The organism is Candidatus Coatesbacteria bacterium, from assembly GCA_014728225.1.
In the GTDB taxonomy this organism is placed as follows: Bacteria; RBG-13-66-14; RBG-13-66-14; order RBG-13-66-14; family RBG-13-66-14; genus WJLX01.
This window is the reverse complement of the sequence record WJLX01000043.1, coordinates 19970-36043: the sequence shown is the minus strand read 5'-3', so window position 1 is coordinate 36043 and position 16074 is coordinate 19970. Positions and strand designations below refer to the sequence as shown.

The following is a 16074-nucleotide window of genomic DNA, read 5'->3' as shown; positions in this document are numbered from 1 at the left end:
TTGACATGCCTGTCGGGATTACTCTTTAAGCCATCTGCCACATCGCCTCCTTTACTTGTGGCATGATAGCATCCTGGTAACTCTCGTGACTACAAGATTATCACGATATATGATGATCCATAAGCGTTAAGGTATCCCTTTGAAATATAGCCCCGAGAAAGCCCCCCGTCAAGGGCCCGCGACACATTAACCGGCGCGGGAGGGAACTAACGCAAGGCCCCGGCGCGCGTTCTTGCCCGCAGACCTCCCGCCGAAGGGAGGTCTGCGGAACGCAAGAACCGTGACGGGGCCGGGAGGGCGGAGCGGGGCGAGACCAGATAGCTAAAACCGGGACGGGCCCAAGGCCCGTTCCGGGATAAACCGACAGCGCAAATCGTCAAGGCCCGCCGCTAGATCTCGATGAAGGCCAGGGAGCGGTCGAGGACCAGGTTCAGATCCTTCTCCGGCCAGTGGCGGGCGTAGCCCACACACGAGCAGCGCAGGGGCACGCCCCGGGGGGTGAAGAGGGCGAGCTTCATGTGGACGTGGCCGAAGAGGACGGCGGCCAGGCGATCCTCGGTGTCCAGCAGCTTACCGAAGCGCGGCGAGCCGGCGAAGCCGAGGAAGAAGTCCCAGGGCAGGCGGCCGGGGGGCTGGAGGGCGTCGTAGGGCAGGTGGTGGAAGGCGGCGACGACATGGTCGACGTCCAAGGCGGCGACCTCGGCGAGGTGTCGGCGCAGGCGTTCGCTCAGCAACTCGCAGAGGGCGGGGTCGGAGAGGCGCTCGTCGGTCGAGTCGGCGGGGAAGCGGGCGTAGTGCAGGTCGCCCCAGCGCCAGGTGCCGTAGGATTTCTGACGGAAGTGCTCGAGGGTTATCTCGCCGTCGCGGGCGCGGTTGCGCAGCTCGTAGTCGTACCAGCCCATCCCGCCGACGAAGGCGGTGTCGCCGACGCGGTGGGGACCGGCGTCGAGGTAGACCCAGCCGTGCTCGGCGCAGAGGGCGGGCAGCTCCTCGTCGAGGCGGCGGAAGCTGTCCACACCACGATGCTGCTCGCGCAGCGAAACCCAGACGTCATGGTTGCCGGCGACGAAGAGCTTGTCTCCCGGGGTGTCGGCGAGGCGGGCGAGGGATTCGCCGATAACCGTCGGCCGGCTGGCCATGTCGCCGATGAGGACGAAGGCGTCGGGGGCTTCCCGGACAAGCCGCTCGGCCAGCAGCTCGAGCAGGCGGCGGTTCTCCGGGGAGTGGTCGGTATGCAGATCGGAGGTGTAGGCGATGCGCACGGTTCCTCGCGGGCGTGGGGCCTCGGGAATGATTATAACAGAGCCCGGCCCGCGACGGGGCCGGACTCGGTCATTGATCGCAACGGGCTAGCGCTCGTTGATGCTGACGGATTTGATGATCGAGGCCAGATCGTCGCCCAGGTTGGCCAGGGCACTGGACGGGCCTTCGAGATGGAAGAGGACGCCGGCCACGGAGCTGCCGACGACGCCGACGCCGTGGGCCTTGCCGTCGGAGCCGACGGCGGTGCGGGCGGTGTAGGAGACGGCGGCCGCGGTGCCGTGGGCCACTCGGGTGCCGACGCTTTCGACGCGGGCCAGCTGGGTCAGGCGATCCCGGCAGATGCTGTCGGTCTTGGGAGCGTCGACGCTCTGGGCGGCGGGCAGCAGAGTGATGGTGATGCTGGCGCCGTTCGGGCCCTTGAGGACGAACTTGTTGGGCGTGGTGGCCCCGCCGTCCTTGCTCCAGCCGTCGGGCAGGTCGGCCTTGACGGCGACGCCGGGCAGGTTGGCGACGAAGGGTCCGGCGGGTCCGCCCAGGGCCGGGGGACCGGCTGTGGCGACCAGGGCGGCGAGCAGGATCAGGATCGTAAGCTTGCGCATGGCGTTCCTCCTGGTTTACCTGTTAGCGGGCACGTTCCTCGCGTCCCGAATTAATAGAGTATAGCCGATGGCTCGTCATCTTGCAAGATTCATTCGCCGGGTCAATCGGTCCCGGCAGCATCATCTTCGCGTGGACGATAAACCTCCAGCGAGCCGTCCAGGCCCAGTTCGGCGGCGTGAGCCTTGGCCTCGCCGACGACGTACAGCGAGCCCAGCACGGCGACGAGATCGGCGGGAGCGGCCGCGGCCAGGGCCAACTCCAGCGCCCGGGCGACGCCCTCCCCGACGATCGTCGTCCGTTCCGTGGGCAACAGGGCGGCCAGGTCGGCCGGGGGAGTCGCCCGGGGCGTCGGCGCGGCACAGAGATAGAGGTGATCGAAGACCTGCGGCAGCGGCCGCGTCAGCGCCGCCAGGTCCTTGTTGGCCGAAGCGCCGAAAACGCCGAGGCGGCGCCCGGCGCTCCGGGCGGCGATGTGCTCCAGCGCCGCCTCGAGGGCCGCCGGATTGTGACCGCCGTCGAGGATCACCGCCGGTTCCCGGCCGACGACCTCCAGCCGGCCCGGCCAACGCAGCGCCGCCAACCCACGACACGGGACGTCTTCGACCGCCGGCGACTCCAACCGCCCCGCCAGACCGCGTAAAGCCGCCAGGGCCAGCGCCAGGTTGTCCCGCTGGAAGGCGCCGCGCAGAACCGTCGGCCGCCCCCGGTAAGCGACCCGGCCGTCGTCGCTCAGCGTCAGTTCGCGACCCGGTTTGACGAAACCCAGCCGACAGCCCAACTCCGCCGCCCGCTCGCGCAGGACCTCCTCGACCACGGGCTCCTGCGCCACCGAAAGCGCCGGAACGCCGGGCTTGAGGATGCCCGCCTTCTCGACGGCCACCCGCTGCAACCCCCGGCCGAGAACGTTCTCATGGTCCCGGGCGATCCGGCTGAACAAACAGAGCGCCGGGCGCTCGACGACGTTGGTGGCGTCCAGGCGTCCGCCCAGGCCGACCTCGAGCAGCGCCCAACGGCAACCCGCCTCGACGAAGTATCGCAGGGCCAGGGCGGTCAGCAGCTCGAAGGTCGTACGATAGCCGCCGTCGACGCCGTGGCCCATCCGCTCCTGCAGCTCCTTCAGTCGCTCGACATGAGCGGCGAACTGCGCCGCGGCGATCATCGCACCGTTGACGCGCACCCGCTCGCGCAGCGTCACCAGGTGGGGCGAGGTGTAGAGGCCGACCCGCTCCCCCGCCGCCGTCAACAGGGCGCCGACCGCCGCCGCCACGACGCCCTTGCCGTTCGTCCCGGCGACGTGGACCACCCTCAACGAGCGATCCGGCGCGCCCAACTCGTCCAGAAAGGCCCGAAAGGCCCGCAGGTTCCAGGTCCGGGTGCCGTAGGCGAAGCGATCCTTCTGCTCGTAGTCGGCGAAGGACAACAGGTAATCACGGGCGGCGGCGAAATCCATCAGGCTCGTTTCCCTGCGGGTCGACGGGGTGCGGCAGCGCGCGAGATTAAGACCGCCGGCGGGAGACCTTTGCCCCCGCCGGCGCGTCGGTCGCCGCAGCGGTGGCCGGAGCCGGCACGGTTTTTGCGGAGGCGGACCGTTTTCAGCGGTCTAACGGTCGCCGAGATGCAAAAACCGTGCCGGCTCCGGCCGCTGCGGAGTTGATCGGCGTGCAATCGGCCCCGGGGCGGGGCAAAGGTCTCCCGTCGGCGGCGTCAGCCGTCCGCGGTCGGCGCCTGGTCGATGAGGTTGGGTTCTGGAGGTTCCGGTTCGCTGGAGGCGCTCGGCGTCCCCGGGCGCCACGAGGGGCCCCAGGAGGGGTGGCAGCCGCCGTGGAGGGTCAGCTTGCGGATCTCCCCGGTGGCCGGTTCGAGGGAGTAGAGCTGGCCGCGGACGTCGCGACCCTGCTGAAAGAAGAGGAAGCGGCCGTCGCCGGAAAAGCAGGGCGAGATATCGCGGACGCTGTTCTCGGTCAACCGTTGGGGATTCTCGCCGTATTCGTCGACGAGGTAGAGCTCGAGGTTGTCGTCGGTGTAGGTGCTGAAGGCGATGTAGGTCCCCGCGGGGTGCCAGGCGGGGGCCCAATCGGCGGTGGAGTCGTTGGACAGCCAACGGCCCTCGGAGGCCGAGGCGCGCATGATGCTGAGCTGTCCGGCGCCGGAGGGATCGTAGAAGGCGATCAGGGAGCCGTCGGGGCTCCAGGAGGGCGAGCGTTGGGCGGCCAGACCGCTGGACAGCTCGCGTTCCTCGCCGGTCTCCAGATTATGCAGGCGGATGGAGACTGAATCCGCGGACTGAGTGTAATAGGCCACGGCGGCGCCGTCGGCGGACCAACTGGGGTAGTCGTCCCAGTAGTCGTTATCGGTGAGGCGCTGGAGAAAGCCGCCGTCGATGCCGATGACGTAGATCTCGCCGTCGCCGTCGACGGCGGAGCTGAAGGCCACCCGGGAGCCGTCGGGTGACAGGGAGGCGGTCGGTGTCCAGTCCCCGGCGCGCATGTCGAGGGTCAGTTGGCGCAGGTTGGCGCCGTCGGCGTCGATCAGGTAGACCTCGCCCTCGTGGAGGGAATAGGCCAGCCGGCCGGGGTCGTCGTCGACGGGGCGGGGGCGGGGCGGCTCAGCGGGGAGGGTCACCGGCATCCCGCCGGGGCCGGCGGCCAGACGGCGGGCCAGTTGGTGGGCGGCCTCGCCCAGGGCGCCGACGCTCGTCGCCGTCTCGACGGCTTGGAGAACGATGCGGCCGTCAAGGCGCTTCAGGCACCACAGCCGGACGGCGAAACCGTCGCCGCCCTCGAGGGCGCCCCAGAGGAGGTAGTTGGCGTCGAGATAGTGGGCCAGCTCACGGGCGCTCTCCAGCTCCGCATCCTCGTCGAGCTCCTCGAGCAGCTCGACGGGCTCCAGGTCCAGCTCCTCGAGGGCCGCGGCGATACTCGCGCCGTCGAGCAGATCGCACCAACCCGAGCGGGCGATGCGGTTCGACAGGTCCGCGGTGACGCCGTCGGCGAAGGCGGCGACGACTTCGCGGGGCACCAGGGGCACCAGGGCGATCCGGGGGACGGCGGACGTCGTCCCGGCGAGCAGACAGAGCAGCAGAATTGTCAGGCGGCGGTGCATTTGAGGAACCTCTAGCCGACCAGCAGGACCATCTCGCGCACGGCCTCGTCGAGACCGGTGAAAACGGCGCGGCTGATGATCGAGTGGCCGATGTTGAATTCGGCGAAGACGCCGAGTTCGACGACGGGGGTGACGTTGAAGTAGGTCAGACCGTGACCGGCGGCAACGTAGAGGCCCAGCTCATCGGCCAGGCGGGCCCCGGCGGCCAGGCGCTCCAGCTCGGCGCGGCGGGCGGGCTCGTCGGCGGCGTTGGCGTACTCGCCGGTGTGCAGCTCGACGGCATGGAAGCCGGCCTCCTGGGCGGCGCGGATCTGCTCGGGTTCGGGATCGACAAAGGCGCTGCAGCGGATCGGCGCCAGCCCGTTCACCGTCTCCGCCAACTGGGCGTAGTTGCCGACGACGTTGAGACCGCCCTCCGTGGTTACTTCCTGCCGACGCTCGGGAACCAGGGTGCAGGCGTCCGGTCGCACCTCGCGGGCCAGGGCCGCGATCGACGGCTCGGCGGCCATCTCGAGGTTCAGATGGACGGCGCAGACCCGGCGGATCAGGCGCAGGTCGCGGTCGGAGATGTGGCGGCGGTCTTCGCGCAGGTGACAGACGATGCCGAAGGCCCCGGCACGTTCGACGACGCCCACGGCGTTGACCGGATCGGGCTCGAAGGTGCGGCGGGCCTGACGCAGGGTGGCGATGTGATCGATGTTGACGCCCAGACGGGCCATGACTGCTCCTCGCTTTCGCCTTGGTAAGGGCCGGTTGATTATACCGGTAACGGTGATGACAGTAAACGGCTGGTGTTGTTGAATGAACAGCGGGCGGTTGGTAAACTGGATAATGGTCGCCGAGCTGTAATGCTCGTGGCAACAGTTCGATCCACCCGAGGTCGATGCGATGGAAACAGCCGAACAACGCGTTCAACGCGCGCAACACTTCCTGCCCATCGTCTTCACCGACCTGGTCGGCTCGAAGGGCGCGATGCACTACCTGCCGGCCGCCTGGGTCAGACGGGTGCTGCGTGAACACAGCGGTCTGGCCCTGCGGCTGGCCGGCGGTCGGCATCCGGAACGGCAACTGGCCTTTCCGCCGACCAACCTCGGCGACGGCAACCTGTTCATCCTGCGGGACATCGACGAGGCCCTGCTGCTGGCCCTGCGCCTGGCCCGCAGCTGGGAGAGCCGCTGGCGGAAGCTCATCGCTCCACGGTTGCGCAGCTCCCGCAACGCCCTCCACGGGGGCAGTCTGCGGCTGCGCATCGCCGTCCACTACGGCGAGGTCATCGCCGAGCAGTTCGAACAACTGCGGCAGGGGGCGACGTACAGCTCGGCGATCAATACGGCCTTCGTCCTGCAGCACCTGGCCCCGCCGGGCGGTGTAGCCGTCACCGAGGTCGCCGCCGCGCTGGCCTCCAACACCCTCTACCGTTACCGCTACCTGGGGCGCTTCGATGTCCTCGACCGGCCGCCTTCGGCCGACGTGCCCCAGGAGGACCGGCGGGCCTACTACGAGCTGCTGGGGTTGACCCGGCCGCCGCGAAAACCGGAGGAGCCGCAGACGCTGCTGGGCTTCGAGCGACGCGCCCTGGCCCGGGAGTGGTACTTCCGCGGCATGCTGACCGCCGATGATCGGGCCAGGCGAGAAGCCGCCGCGGCCTGCTTTCACCGCGCCGTCCGCTACCATCCCCGGCTGATTCCGGCCCGGGTCGAGCTGGCCAAGCAGTTGGGCAATCTGGGCCGCTTCGACGAGGCCGTCGAGGCCGCTCGCCAGGCCCTGCGGGTGGCCCCCGACGACGCCGACATCCACTATACCCTCGGGGGCCTGCTGGAGCGGACGGACAAACTGGAGGAGGCCCTGGCCAACACCCGCCGGGCTCTGGAGCTCGATCCGGACTTCGCCATGGCCCACTACAACGCCGGCGTGACCCACTGTCGGCTGGGCGCCGAGGAGCTGGGCGCCGAGGAGTTCCGCCGCGCCGCCGAGCTGAACCCCTCGCTGCCGCTGCCCCGCTACAATCTGGCCTGCCTGGCGGTACGGCACGGGGATTGGGAGACGGCCCTCGGGTATCTCGAGCGGGCCCTGGAACTGGACCCCTCCCTGAGCCGGGCCGTCGAGAGCGACGAAGACCTGGCCCCCCTGCGCAGCGATCCGCGCTTCGAGCTGCTCATCGGTGAAATGGAGACGGGTGAAACGGAGCCGGGGGACGACGATTCGACCTAACCCTCCGGCGGAGCGCTCGGTCGGATGATAAAGCTGCAGGCCTCGTCGCCGGCCATCAGCGAACCGCTGACCTCGACCTCGACGGACCGTTCGAGGATGAACTCCCAGATGATCTTGCTCCAACCGGCGCCGCAGTAGCAGTACTCCTCCGGCAGGGTCTCGGCGCCCGCCGCGGCCAGGGGGCAGAAACAGGCCGCCCGCCTTTTCTCCAGGGGCGTGGCGGCTTGCTCGTAGGCGGCGGGATCCCGGGGCGGTTTGGTGACGGCGACGGTCGCGCCGCGCCGCTCGAAGGCCGGGTAGAGCTTGCGGCCCTCGACGGCGTTGGCTTCCCGCATCGCCGCCAGGACGCCGTCGAGGTCCCCCGTTTTCCGGTAGAGGCTGCGCATCCGTTCCAGCGGCTCCGGCCCCAGCCCCAGCTCGACCTCCTCCAGGTAACTGCAACTGAAGCTCGTCAACAACCGCCGGCGCGTGGCTGAAGCGGGTACCCGCTCCTTGAAGCGTTCCAGGGCTCCGGCGGTCCAGGCGCTCCGCTCGACGGGGGTCATCCCGGCCAGGTCATCGGCACCGGCGACGATGTAGGCCGCGTCCCGCTCGCTCGTTTCAGCGGCGATCCCCAGCCGCCATTTTCCCAGTTTATCCTCCAGCCAGCCCATCTGCGCTCCTTCGCCAAGGTCCCTTTGTCATAGGTCTTCAGTTTGGCGCCGCCATTTTCCCAGTTTATCCTCCAGCCAGCCCATCTGCGCTCCTGCGCCAAGGACCCTTTGTCATAGGTCTTCAGCTTCGGCGCCGCCGTTTTGCCAGTTTATCCTCCAGTCGGCCCAGCTGCGCTCCTGCGCCAAGGACCCTTTGTCAAGGTCTTCAGTTTGGCGCCGCCATTTTGCCAGTTTATCCTCCAGCCGGCCCATCTGCGCTCCTTCGCCAAGGACCCTTTGTCATAGGTCTTCAGCTTCGGCGCCGCCGTTTTGCCAGTTTATCCTCCAGCCGGCCCAGCCGCGCTCCTGCGGCGTGGTTCCATAACTGAACGTCAACAGCATCAGCGCCGTGACTCAGTTCGACAATAAGCGGAAGAGGGCCCGGCCGAGAAGCAGCACGGCCAGCCCGGCGAACATGGTTTCCTTGAGCCAGCGCTGGACCCGACCGGCTTCGGCGGGACGCCCCAGACCGTAGACGCCGATGACGATCAGCGGCAGGGCGAAACCGGCCCCCAGGGCCGCGGCGTCGAGCCAGCCGATCTCCCCGCTGAAGTAGAAAGCCAACAGGGCCGGGGTCACGGCAAAGGCCGTCGCCGAGCCGATCAAACGGGTCCACCGGCCGCCCAGACGCACAGCCAGGGTGCGGGCGCCGGCGGCCTCGTCGCCCGGCAGGTCCTCGACGTCCTTGTAGAGCTCCCGGGACAGGTTGACCAGGAAGGCCAGGGCGGCGATCGGCAACACCAGCTCCAGGGCGCCGAGGGCCGTCGCCCCGTAGGCCAGCGCCAGCGAGGTCATCAGGGCCACCGCCAGGTTGCCGGGCAACCCCGTCGGCTTGAGCCACAGGGCGTAGACCAGGGAGAGAACGATGCAGCCGGGAACGATCCAGAAGCCCTCCCGGGGTCCGAGCCAGGCCAGCCCCAGGGCCGCCAGCCAGCAGAAGCCGCCGAAGAGCGACGCCGTCCGGGGCGAGAGCTCCCCGGCGGGCAGGGGGCGCTGCGGGCGGTTGACCTTGTCCATCGCCAGATCGCAACGGTCGTTGACGGCGTAACCTCCGGCGGCCACCAGACCCAGGGCGGCGGCGGCGGGCAGTACCGTTCCCAACAGCGCCCCCACCCCGGCCAGCGGGCAGGCCGCGGGCGGCACACCCAGCACCGCCCCGACGACGACGGCGGCGAAGATCAGCAGCACGTTGCCCGGACGGGCCAGACGCCAGAGGGCCTTAGCTTTGCGGAATGGGGACATCGCCTTCCCGGTTGTCTGTCCATGACCGGTGCCCGGCGAGAACTCAGAAAAAAGGCGGCGGTTTCGTCAATCACCACCGGCCGGAACCGGCACGGTTTTTGCATCTCGGCGGCCGTTGAGCGCGCCGACAACGGTCCGCCTCCGCAAAAACCGTGCCGGTTCCGGCGCTGAGCGTGAGCGCTGTGCTCACGATCGCCGGAGGGTTTTTCTGAGTTCTCGCCGGCGGTTTCAGAGCAGTTTGCGGGCCTTCCAGAGCAGGCCGGGATCCCGGCGCAGGATGTGGCCGAGCATCCGTCCGACGGAGAACTCGCCCAGCTCATCGGTGGAGGCGGCCAGCGCGGCGGCGGCGCGGTTGATCTCCTCGTCGGTCAGCTCGTCGACGAAGTTTTTGACGCGCAGGAGCTTCTGGTGCTCGCGCCGATGGGCGCGGCGCCAGTTGCGCTCGTAGGTTTTCAGGCGCTCGAGGGTGGGTGTGCGCTCGGCGGTGAGCGCCGCGGCGGCGGTTTCGGCGGCCAGGCGACCGGCCTCGAGGGCCCAGTTGATGCCGGCGCCGGAGAAGGGGTCGACCTGGCGGGCGGCGTCGCCGATGAGCAGGAGGCCGTCGGCGGCGAGGTCCGTCGGCGGTTCCGTTGTCGGCACACAGCCGTGGACCTCCTCCAGGACACCCGCTCCGGGGAAGTTGGCGTTGAGGAAAGCCTCGAGGTGGGCTCGGGCGGGAGGCCCCTCGACGGGGCCGCGCAGACCGAGGCCGATGTTGGCCCGGCCGGGGCCCTTGGGGAAGATCCACAGATAGCCGCGCGGGGCGAGGCGGGAGCCGAGGTGGAAGTAGACGCTGCGCGGGCGGATCTCATCGCCCAGACCGGCGGCCAGCACCTGGGCGCAGGAGTGGATTTCGCCGGGTTTGAGCGGCTTCTTGAGACCGGCCCAGCGGCCGACGAGACCCTCGACGCCGTCGGCGCCGACGACGAGGGGGGTCTCGAGCTCCATCCGCGAGCCGTGGCGCTGGACGATGATCCGCCAACGGTCGCCGTCGCGTCGCAGGCCGACGGCCCGGGCCTTGGTCCACAGCTCGGTCCCGCAGCGGACGGCCTCCTCGGCCAACAGCAGGTCGAAGATCTTGCGCTCGAGCACGTAGCCGACGCGGGGCTTTTCGAGATAGGCCGTGGTGCCGTCGGGGGCGACGAGGGCGCCGCCGTCGATGAAGTCGGCGAGCATCCCGGGGGCGGGATCGCCCGCGGGTCCGTCGGGAAAGAAAGCCGGCTCGGCGGCCAATTCGGCGGCGAAACCCTCCCGGCCGACGGCCTCGGCGCAGCGGACGGGAAAACCTACCTGTTGGCGTTTTTCGAGTAGCAGAACCTCGAGGCCGTCCCGGGCGGCGTGCAGGGCGCAGGCGGAACCGGCCGGACCGGCGCCGACGATTACCAGTTGGGCGCTTTGACGACCCACGGCGCTCCCGGGTGACGGTGGCGCGTTGATTATAGCAAACCGCGCGGCAACGGCCCAGCTACGCTTTACCTTTGACCGCCGGTACGGTAAAATACCAATTCAATCCCTGAGGAAAGCCTTCACCGAGGTAGTCATGCGCCTGTTCATCCTGGGTGGCGAGGGTCGCGTCGGCACCTTCACAATTCCGAGTCTGGCCCGGCGCTGGGCGGTCACCGCGCCTACTCTGGCCGAGCTGGACGCCCGCGACCGCGAGGCTCTCTTCCGGGCCGTCGAGACGGCCGAGCCCGACCTGGTCGTCAACTACGCCGCCCTGACCGACCTGCACCAGTGCGAGCGCGAGCCCGAGCTGGCCCGGCAGGTCAACGCCGTCGTCGCCGGCAACGCCGCCGCGGCCGCCCGCCGCGTCGGCGCCCGGCTGCTGTACCTCTCGACGGACGCCGTCTTCGACGGCGTCAAGGGAACGCCCTACACCGAGACCGACGCGCCCAACCCCGTCAACGTTTACGGCCGGACCAAGCGCGAGGGCGAACTCGAGGTCGAAGACAAGGCCGACGACTGGACCATCCTGCGCATCGGCTGGCTGTTCGGCGGCACCCAGGTGGGCAAGTTCCCCGACTTCATCATCAAGCTGGCCCGGGAGCGCGACCGGCTCCAGGTGGTCGACGACCGCTACGGTTCGCCGATGCGGATGGCCGATCTGCTGGAGATCCTGCTGGGCGTAGTGCCCCTGAAAGAGCTGCGGGGCTACGTCCATGTGGCCAACCCCGGCCCGCCGCCCAACCGGCTGGAGTTCGCCCGGGAGATCCTGGCCGCCAACGATCTCGCCCAGGTCGAGCTTGAGGGCGTCAGCAGCGACCACTTCGGCGAGAAGGTTCCCCGGGGGCCGTATCTGGGCTTGAACATCGACCGGCTGCGCTCGTTGAAGCTGGAGCCCACCGACGACTGGACCGCCGCCGTCCGCGCCGAATACCGCCGATGACCGTCGCCGCCGTCATCTTCTGGCTATCGCTGTTCGTGTTGGCGGAGATCTACCTCCTCCACCCCCTGCTGTTGTTCCTGCTTTCCCGCTTCATCCACCGACCGGTCAAGCGCGATCCCGCCCACCGCCCGAGCTTCACCCTGTTCATCCCCTGCTACAACGAGGCGGCCAACATCGCCGCCAAGCTGGAGAACGCCCTGGCGCTGGATTATCCGGCCGACAAGCTGGAGATCCTCGTCGCCGACGACGGCTCCGCCGACGACACCGTCGCCCTCGCCCGGCGCTACGAGGATCGGGGGGTACGTGTGGTGGCCTTCGAGGAGAACCGCGGCAAGACCACGGTGATGAACGAGCTCTCCCCCGCCTGCCGAGGCGAGATCATCGTCTACTCCGACGGCAACGTCATGCTGGAGCCCGACGCCCTGCTGCGCTTCGCCGAGCTGTTCGCCGATCCGAGCGTCGGCTGCGTCGGCGGCTACCTCGAACAGCGCCCCCCATCGACGGACGGCGCCACGGCGACCGCCTACGGCAACTCCTTCATCCGTCGCTACGAGGACCGGCAGAAGATCTGGGAGAGCCGGATGTGGAGCTGCATCTACGTCCAGGGCGGCCACATGGCCCTGCGTCGCGAACTCTACCACCCCTCGGCCCCCGAGGTCTCGCCGGACACCCTGCTGACCGTCTCCACGGTGGCCTTCGGCAAGCGGACGATCTACGACCCCCGGGTCCGGGCCTGGGAGGAGACCCAGACCGCTTCGGGGGACGAGTTCCGCCGACGGGTGCGGCTGTCCCTGCTCGAGATGGGCTTCTTCCCCTACCTGCACCAGGTCCTGCCGCTCCGGGGCCACCTCCTCTACCATCTCAATTTCTTCCTGCGCAAAACCCTGCGCCAAACAACGCCGCTCTGGCTGCTGACGCTGCTGCTCTCCGGCGTCGTCTGCGCCTTCAGCGGCACCGTCGGCGCCGTGACCGCCCACGTCGGCGTCTTCGCCTCGGCTTATCCGTATCTCTGGCTCAGCCTGGCCCAGGGCGCCTTCTATCTGGCCGCCGCCGTCGGCGCCCTGCTCCACGACCGCCTCCGCGGCCTCCCCGCCCTGCCCTACTACACCACGGCTACCTTCGCCGCCATGGCCGTGGCCTGGGGGCGCTTCTGCAAAGGGCGCCGCGCCGTGACCTGGAAACCCCGCCAGGATTGACGCTGCGCCTGCGGCCCCCGGCGCACCACAAAGCCAACCCCGCGGAGCGGCTTGACCCCGCGGGGGTTTTAATTGGATAATGCACCAACCGACCGCGCAAGCTTTTAGCAATACAGAGGATAATCAATACCCCCAACACGCCCGGCCCCCTTCGACCGCCGACTGCGGACAACTCCGGTAGCGAGCTTAAAAAACGATGGACGAATCCCGGTTCAAGGCCAGCGACTTCCTCAGCCCCGACAAGCGCGAGGCCCTGCGTCGCCACAGCCGTTCCAGTCGAATCCTCGACCTGCTGCTGGGCATCCCCGCCTTCATCCTCTCCCTGCCGATCCAAATCATCTTCGCCCTGATCCTGATCCACGACGTCGGCAAACCCCTGTTCTTTCAGAAGCGCGTCGGACGCGACGGCGAGCTGTTCACCATGGTCAAGTTCCACAGCCTGACCTGCGACTCCAAAACCCCCGTCAAGAACTACGAAGACTACACCACCCCCTTCTCCCGCTTCCTGCGCCGCTGGGGCCTCGACGAGATCCCCGAGCTCTGGAACGTCCTGACCGGCGACATGTCACTGGTCGGCCCCCGCCCGGTGATGCCCAGCCAGTGCGACGAGTTCTCCGCCGAGGAGTGGGCGATCATCCACGCCGTCAAGCCCGGCTTGACCGGCTACCACCAGGTCAAGCGCGACACCAAGTACCGCACAGCCGACAAGCTCAAGTACGACATGATCTACGTTCAGAAAAAGAGCTTCTGGTTCGACCTCTGGATCATCCTGCGGACCATCCCCAGCATCATCTTCCGCGGCAAGAAACACATGACCTAACAACCACCGCCGGCTGCCATCCCCGGATGAAGTTCCGCCCCACCGGGCGGTTTTTTCAACCCCCTCACCGGCTGCAGAACCACGCCGCCGGCGACCTTTGAAAACAACACCAACCATACTGCGGGCCCACACCGTCAGCGCCCCGGAACCGGCACGGTTTTTGCGGAGACGAACCGTTAACAACACGTCAACGGTCGTCGAGATGCAAAAACCGTGCCGGTTCCGGGGCGCGGGGTTGGGGCGGGCGCTCACCGCGGGGGCTTGCTGGTTTCAAAGGTCGCCGGGACGATCCCGGGGGTGACGCTTGCCCCAACGGTCCGGTTCGTCTTATAGTTAAAGACCGCCGACCACGAAAAGCGGCTTCCCCCAACCGAGGAGTGATGATGTCAGCGACAGAATCCGTCCCCGTGCGCCTGAGCGCGCCGACGGAGCATCCCGTTCACGAGTTGGTCGCCGGGCGCTGGAGTCCGCGCTCCTTCGATCCGGAACGCCCGGTGGAAGAGGACAAGCTGCGCCGGATCTTCGAGGCTGCCCGCTGGGCGCCCTCGTGTTTCAACGAGCAGCCCTGGGAATACAACGTCTTCACCGTCGAGGAGCGGGCCGCCCTGGACAAGGCGCGGAAGTGCTTGGGCGCAGGCAACGCCTGGGCCGAGCGGGCGCCGGTGCTGGCCTTCAGCATCGCCAAGAAGCGCTTCGACCACAACGGCAAGAACAACCGCTTCAGCTCCTACGACGCCGGCCAGGCCACGGTGCTGGCGGCACTACAGGCCGTCGAACTGGGCCTGGTCTTCCACCAGATGGCGGGATATTCGCGCAAGGAGCTCGAAAAGCACTATCCGCTGCCCGACGGCTACACCTACAAGGCAGCCATCGCCATCGGTTACCCGAGCGCCCCGCCGGAGATCCTCAGCGACGCCCAGCGCAAGGAGGAGAGCGAGCGGCGGCCCCGCCGCCCCCAGAACGAATTCGTCCACTTCCACGGTCGGGGCTGGAATTGAGGGATGACAGGGCCGCGACCACTGTGCTAAGTTGAACTCGTTGGCAGACACCAGCGAGATTCGAGTAGCCTTAGCGAGGAGCAGAATGGACCAGGTTCGCATCAGCATCGAGATACCTCGGGAACCGGCCCAGGTCTGGCAAGCCCTCTTCACCCCGGCGGTGCGCCGGTTGTGGTGGGCGCCGCGGGTCAACCTCAAACCCGAGGCGGGTTCAACCTTCATCGAGTACTGGCGCGACGGCGACGGCCGGGAGCGAACCAGCGAGGGCAAGGTCGTCCAGGTGCGGGATAACGAGTTGCTCGCGCTATCGTGGCGCGACGACGACTGGCCCGCCGCCACCACGGTCAAAATGGAACTGACGCAGTCCAAGTCGGGCTCGACCCTCGAACTGCTCCACGAAGGCTTCGAAGCCCTGGGACCCAGTCTGCAGTACAACGTCGAGGAGTACCAACAGGGCTGGACCTCGCTGCTGGAGGACCTGCGCGACTACCTGGCCGGCGCCGCCGTCGAGCTCGAAGAGCCGATCGCGGACGAAACAGACGAAATCGATAACGTTGATGCGGCGGTTGAGGAGAACTAAGACCAGCGGAGGCCGGTCTTGGCATTCGACGAGCTGAAAAGCAGCGGGCGAGGCTACCACAAGAAATTCATCGCTCCCCTGATCCGCCTGGGTAAACGCCTGGGGCGTGGCTTCCAGCGTCTGTTCTGCGGTATCCAGGAACTGATCGGACGGCTCAAGGATCTCTGGCCCCGGATCGTTCGCAGCCTGAGCAACTTCGGTCGGGCCTACGCCGAATCGATGACCGCTTCGGAGACCACCGCCCGCCGCCTGCGCCAGGAAAAACTGCGTAACCGCCAGGATGACGACTCCAAGGACAGCGATACCGCTGAGCAGAAAATAAAGACAAATGATAAACCACCCAACAACTGAGTAAAGGGGATACCGATGAAATTCGAAGATTTCGTCAACGAAGTCCGCGAGGGGCTCAAGGACGAGAAGGACATCGACCGCTCGGACTTCGAGAAAAAGGTCGAAGAAGTCGCCGCCTCCATCGGTCGCGGCGCGCGCATCAGCAAGGAAAAACTCGACGAGTGGGCCACCAAGGCCAAGCAGGCCTGGCCAGAGGTCCGCAAGGGCCTCGAAGAGCTGGGCGAGGGCTTCATGCGTACCCTGGAATCCTTCGGCGAAGCCTTCCGCCGAGGCTACGAGGACGAGGAACGCTGACCACCGACAAGTCCGAGATGAACAACGAGGGCGCCCGCGGGCGCCCTCGTTGTTGGAGACCTTCGAAAAACAGCCTCACGCGATACCAGCATACGATGAGTGAACCAGCGGCGGAACTGGTACGGTTTTTGCGGAGGCGGACCGTTGTCGTCGGTCCAACGGTCGCCGAGATGCAAAAACCGTACCAGTTCCGCCGCGCGAACGGCTCTGCGGGTTCGGGGCTGTTTTTCAAAGGTCTCGGTCCAATAACGCCGCACGCCGTTTGCCGAGGTTGACGCCGGGGCCGGTCGGTTTTATCCT

General features: G+C 67.8%; 17 protein-coding genes. 8 read left to right on the top strand and 9 right to left on the bottom strand.

All coding sequences use genetic code 11. The features are described from left to right. Window positions 1-389: 389 nt before the first annotated feature. From GF399_03235 to GF399_03215, 5 genes are all read right to left on the bottom strand, one after another. Window positions 390-1340 carry a hypothetical protein gene (locus tag GF399_03235; GenBank protein MBD3399326.1) on the bottom strand — a complete coding sequence of 317 codons (951 nt, stop codon included), beginning with the start codon at window positions 1338-1340 and terminating at the stop codon, window positions 390-392. Between the two features lie 9 nt (window positions 1341-1349). After that, window positions 1350-1862 (bottom strand): hypothetical protein, encoded by a 513-nt coding sequence (locus tag GF399_03230; protein MBD3399325.1) that lies wholly within the window; start codon window positions 1860-1862, stop codon window positions 1350-1352. A gap of 101 nt (window positions 1863-1963) precedes the next feature. After that, window positions 1964-3313 carry a bifunctional folylpolyglutamate synthase/dihydrofolate synthase gene (locus tag GF399_03225; protein ID MBD3399324.1) on the bottom strand — a complete coding sequence of 450 codons (1350 nt, stop codon included), beginning with the start codon at window positions 3311-3313 and terminating at the stop codon, window positions 1964-1966. Window positions 3314-3567: 254 nt separating this feature from the next. Continuing rightward, a complete protein-coding gene (locus GF399_03220) occupies window positions 3568-4965 on the bottom strand; it encodes a hypothetical protein (GenBank protein MBD3399323.1) in 1398 nt (465 codons plus the stop codon). An 11-nt stretch (window positions 4966-4976) separates the two neighbouring features. Continuing rightward, entirely contained in the window at window positions 4977-5684 is a 708-nt protein-coding gene (locus GF399_03215; GenBank protein ID MBD3399322.1) for a pyridoxine 5'-phosphate synthase, read from the bottom strand. 169 nt (window positions 5685-5853) lie between these two features. On the opposite strand from GF399_03215, the gene GF399_03210 reads away from it, so the two are divergent. Further along, window positions 5854-7176 (top strand): tetratricopeptide repeat protein, encoded by a 1323-nt coding sequence (locus GF399_03210; GenBank protein ID MBD3399321.1) that lies wholly within the window; start codon window positions 5854-5856, stop codon window positions 7174-7176. Here GF399_03210 and GF399_03205 read toward each other — a convergent pair. The 4 genes from GF399_03205 to GF399_03190 form a co-directional block, all read right to left on the bottom strand. Then, complete coding sequence (locus tag GF399_03205; protein MBD3399320.1) at window positions 7173-7829, bottom strand: hypothetical protein; 657 nt, start codon at window positions 7827-7829, stop codon at window positions 7173-7175. The genes GF399_03210 and GF399_03205 overlap by 4 nt on opposite strands. Before the next feature lie 111 nt (window positions 7830-7940). Further along, on the bottom strand, window positions 7941-8081 hold the full coding sequence (locus GF399_03200) for a hypothetical protein (protein ID MBD3399319.1): 141 nt from the start codon (window positions 8079-8081) through the stop codon (window positions 7941-7943). Window positions 8082-8222: 141 nt separating this feature from the next. Then, on the bottom strand, window positions 8223-9110 hold the full coding sequence (locus GF399_03195) for a hypothetical protein (protein MBD3399318.1): 888 nt from the start codon (window positions 9108-9110) through the stop codon (window positions 8223-8225). A 228-nt stretch (window positions 9111-9338) separates the two neighbouring features. Continuing rightward, a complete protein-coding gene (locus tag GF399_03190; protein ID MBD3399317.1) occupies window positions 9339-10655 on the bottom strand; it encodes a geranylgeranyl reductase family protein in 1317 nt (438 codons plus the stop codon). Between the two features lie 34 nt (window positions 10656-10689). Between GF399_03190 and GF399_03185 the strand changes: the two genes are divergently transcribed. From GF399_03185 to GF399_03155, 7 genes are all read left to right on the top strand, one after another. Further along, window positions 10690-11535, top strand: a complete 846-nt coding sequence (locus tag GF399_03185; protein ID MBD3399316.1) for a sugar nucleotide-binding protein — start codon at window positions 10690-10692, stop codon at window positions 11533-11535. Beyond that, window positions 11532-12731 carry a glycosyltransferase gene (locus GF399_03180; protein ID MBD3399315.1) on the top strand — a complete coding sequence of 400 codons (1200 nt, stop codon included), beginning with the start codon at window positions 11532-11534 and terminating at the stop codon, window positions 12729-12731. Before GF399_03185 ends, GF399_03180 begins: the two co-directional genes overlap by 4 nt. A gap of 196 nt (window positions 12732-12927) precedes the next feature. Beyond that, on the top strand, window positions 12928-13551 hold the full coding sequence (locus GF399_03175; GenBank protein ID MBD3399314.1) for a sugar transferase: 624 nt from the start codon (window positions 12928-12930) through the stop codon (window positions 13549-13551). A 380-nt stretch (window positions 13552-13931) separates the two neighbouring features. Further along, window positions 13932-14549, top strand: coding sequence for a nitroreductase (locus GF399_03170; protein MBD3399313.1), 618 nt, complete (start codon window positions 13932-13934; stop codon window positions 14547-14549). 85 nt (window positions 14550-14634) lie between these two features. Then, the gene (locus GF399_03165; protein ID MBD3399312.1) at window positions 14635-15129 is read left to right on the top strand and encodes a hypothetical protein; all 495 of its coding nucleotides are present in this window, start codon (window positions 14635-14637) and stop codon (window positions 15127-15129) included. An 18-nt stretch (window positions 15130-15147) separates the two neighbouring features. Then, on the top strand, window positions 15148-15480 hold the full coding sequence (locus GF399_03160) for a hypothetical protein (GenBank protein ID MBD3399311.1): 333 nt from the start codon (window positions 15148-15150) through the stop codon (window positions 15478-15480). A 15-nt stretch (window positions 15481-15495) separates the two neighbouring features. Next, on the top strand, window positions 15496-15774 hold the full coding sequence (locus tag GF399_03155; GenBank protein ID MBD3399310.1) for a hypothetical protein: 279 nt from the start codon (window positions 15496-15498) through the stop codon (window positions 15772-15774). The last annotated feature ends 300 nt before the right edge of the window (window positions 15775-16074 follow it).

Excerpts from the sequence above, each read along its gene's own strand:
- GF399_03155 (MBD3399310.1), top strand. The coding sequence starts at position 15,496 with ATGAAATTCGAAGATTTCGTCAACGAAGTCCGCGAGGGGCTCAAGGAC.
- GF399_03185 (MBD3399316.1), top strand. The coding sequence starts at position 10,690 with ATGCGCCTGTTCATCCTGGGTGGCGAGGGTCGCGTCGGCACCTTCACA.
- GF399_03170 (MBD3399313.1), top strand. The coding sequence starts at position 13,932 with ATGATGTCAGCGACAGAATCCGTCCCCGTGCGCCTGAGCGCGCCGACG.
- GF399_03195 (MBD3399318.1), bottom strand. The coding sequence starts at position 9,110 with ATGTCCCCATTCCGCAAAGCTAAGGCCCTCTGGCGTCTGGCCCGTCCG.
- GF399_03230 (MBD3399325.1), bottom strand. The coding sequence starts at position 1,862 with ATGCGCAAGCTTACGATCCTGATCCTGCTCGCCGCCCTGGTCGCCACA.
- GF399_03225 (MBD3399324.1), bottom strand. The coding sequence starts at position 3,313 with ATGGATTTCGCCGCCGCCCGTGATTACCTGTTGTCCTTCGCCGACTAC.
- GF399_03210 (MBD3399321.1), top strand. The coding sequence starts at position 5,854 with ATGGAAACAGCCGAACAACGCGTTCAACGCGCGCAACACTTCCTGCCC.
- GF399_03175 (MBD3399314.1), top strand. The coding sequence starts at position 12,928 with ATGGACGAATCCCGGTTCAAGGCCAGCGACTTCCTCAGCCCCGACAAG.
- GF399_03200 (MBD3399319.1), bottom strand. The coding sequence starts at position 8,081 with ATGGGCCGGCTGGAGGATAAACTGGCAAAATGGCGGCGCCAAACTGAA.
- GF399_03180 (MBD3399315.1), top strand. The coding sequence starts at position 11,532 with ATGACCGTCGCCGCCGTCATCTTCTGGCTATCGCTGTTCGTGTTGGCG.
- GF399_03165 (MBD3399312.1), top strand. The coding sequence starts at position 14,635 with ATGGACCAGGTTCGCATCAGCATCGAGATACCTCGGGAACCGGCCCAG.
- GF399_03220 (MBD3399323.1), bottom strand. The coding sequence starts at position 4,965 with ATGCACCGCCGCCTGACAATTCTGCTGCTCTGTCTGCTCGCCGGGACG.
- GF399_03205 (MBD3399320.1), bottom strand. The coding sequence starts at position 7,829 with ATGGGCTGGCTGGAGGATAAACTGGGAAAATGGCGGCTGGGGATCGCC.
- GF399_03215 (MBD3399322.1), bottom strand. The coding sequence starts at position 5,684 with ATGGCCCGTCTGGGCGTCAACATCGATCACATCGCCACCCTGCGTCAG.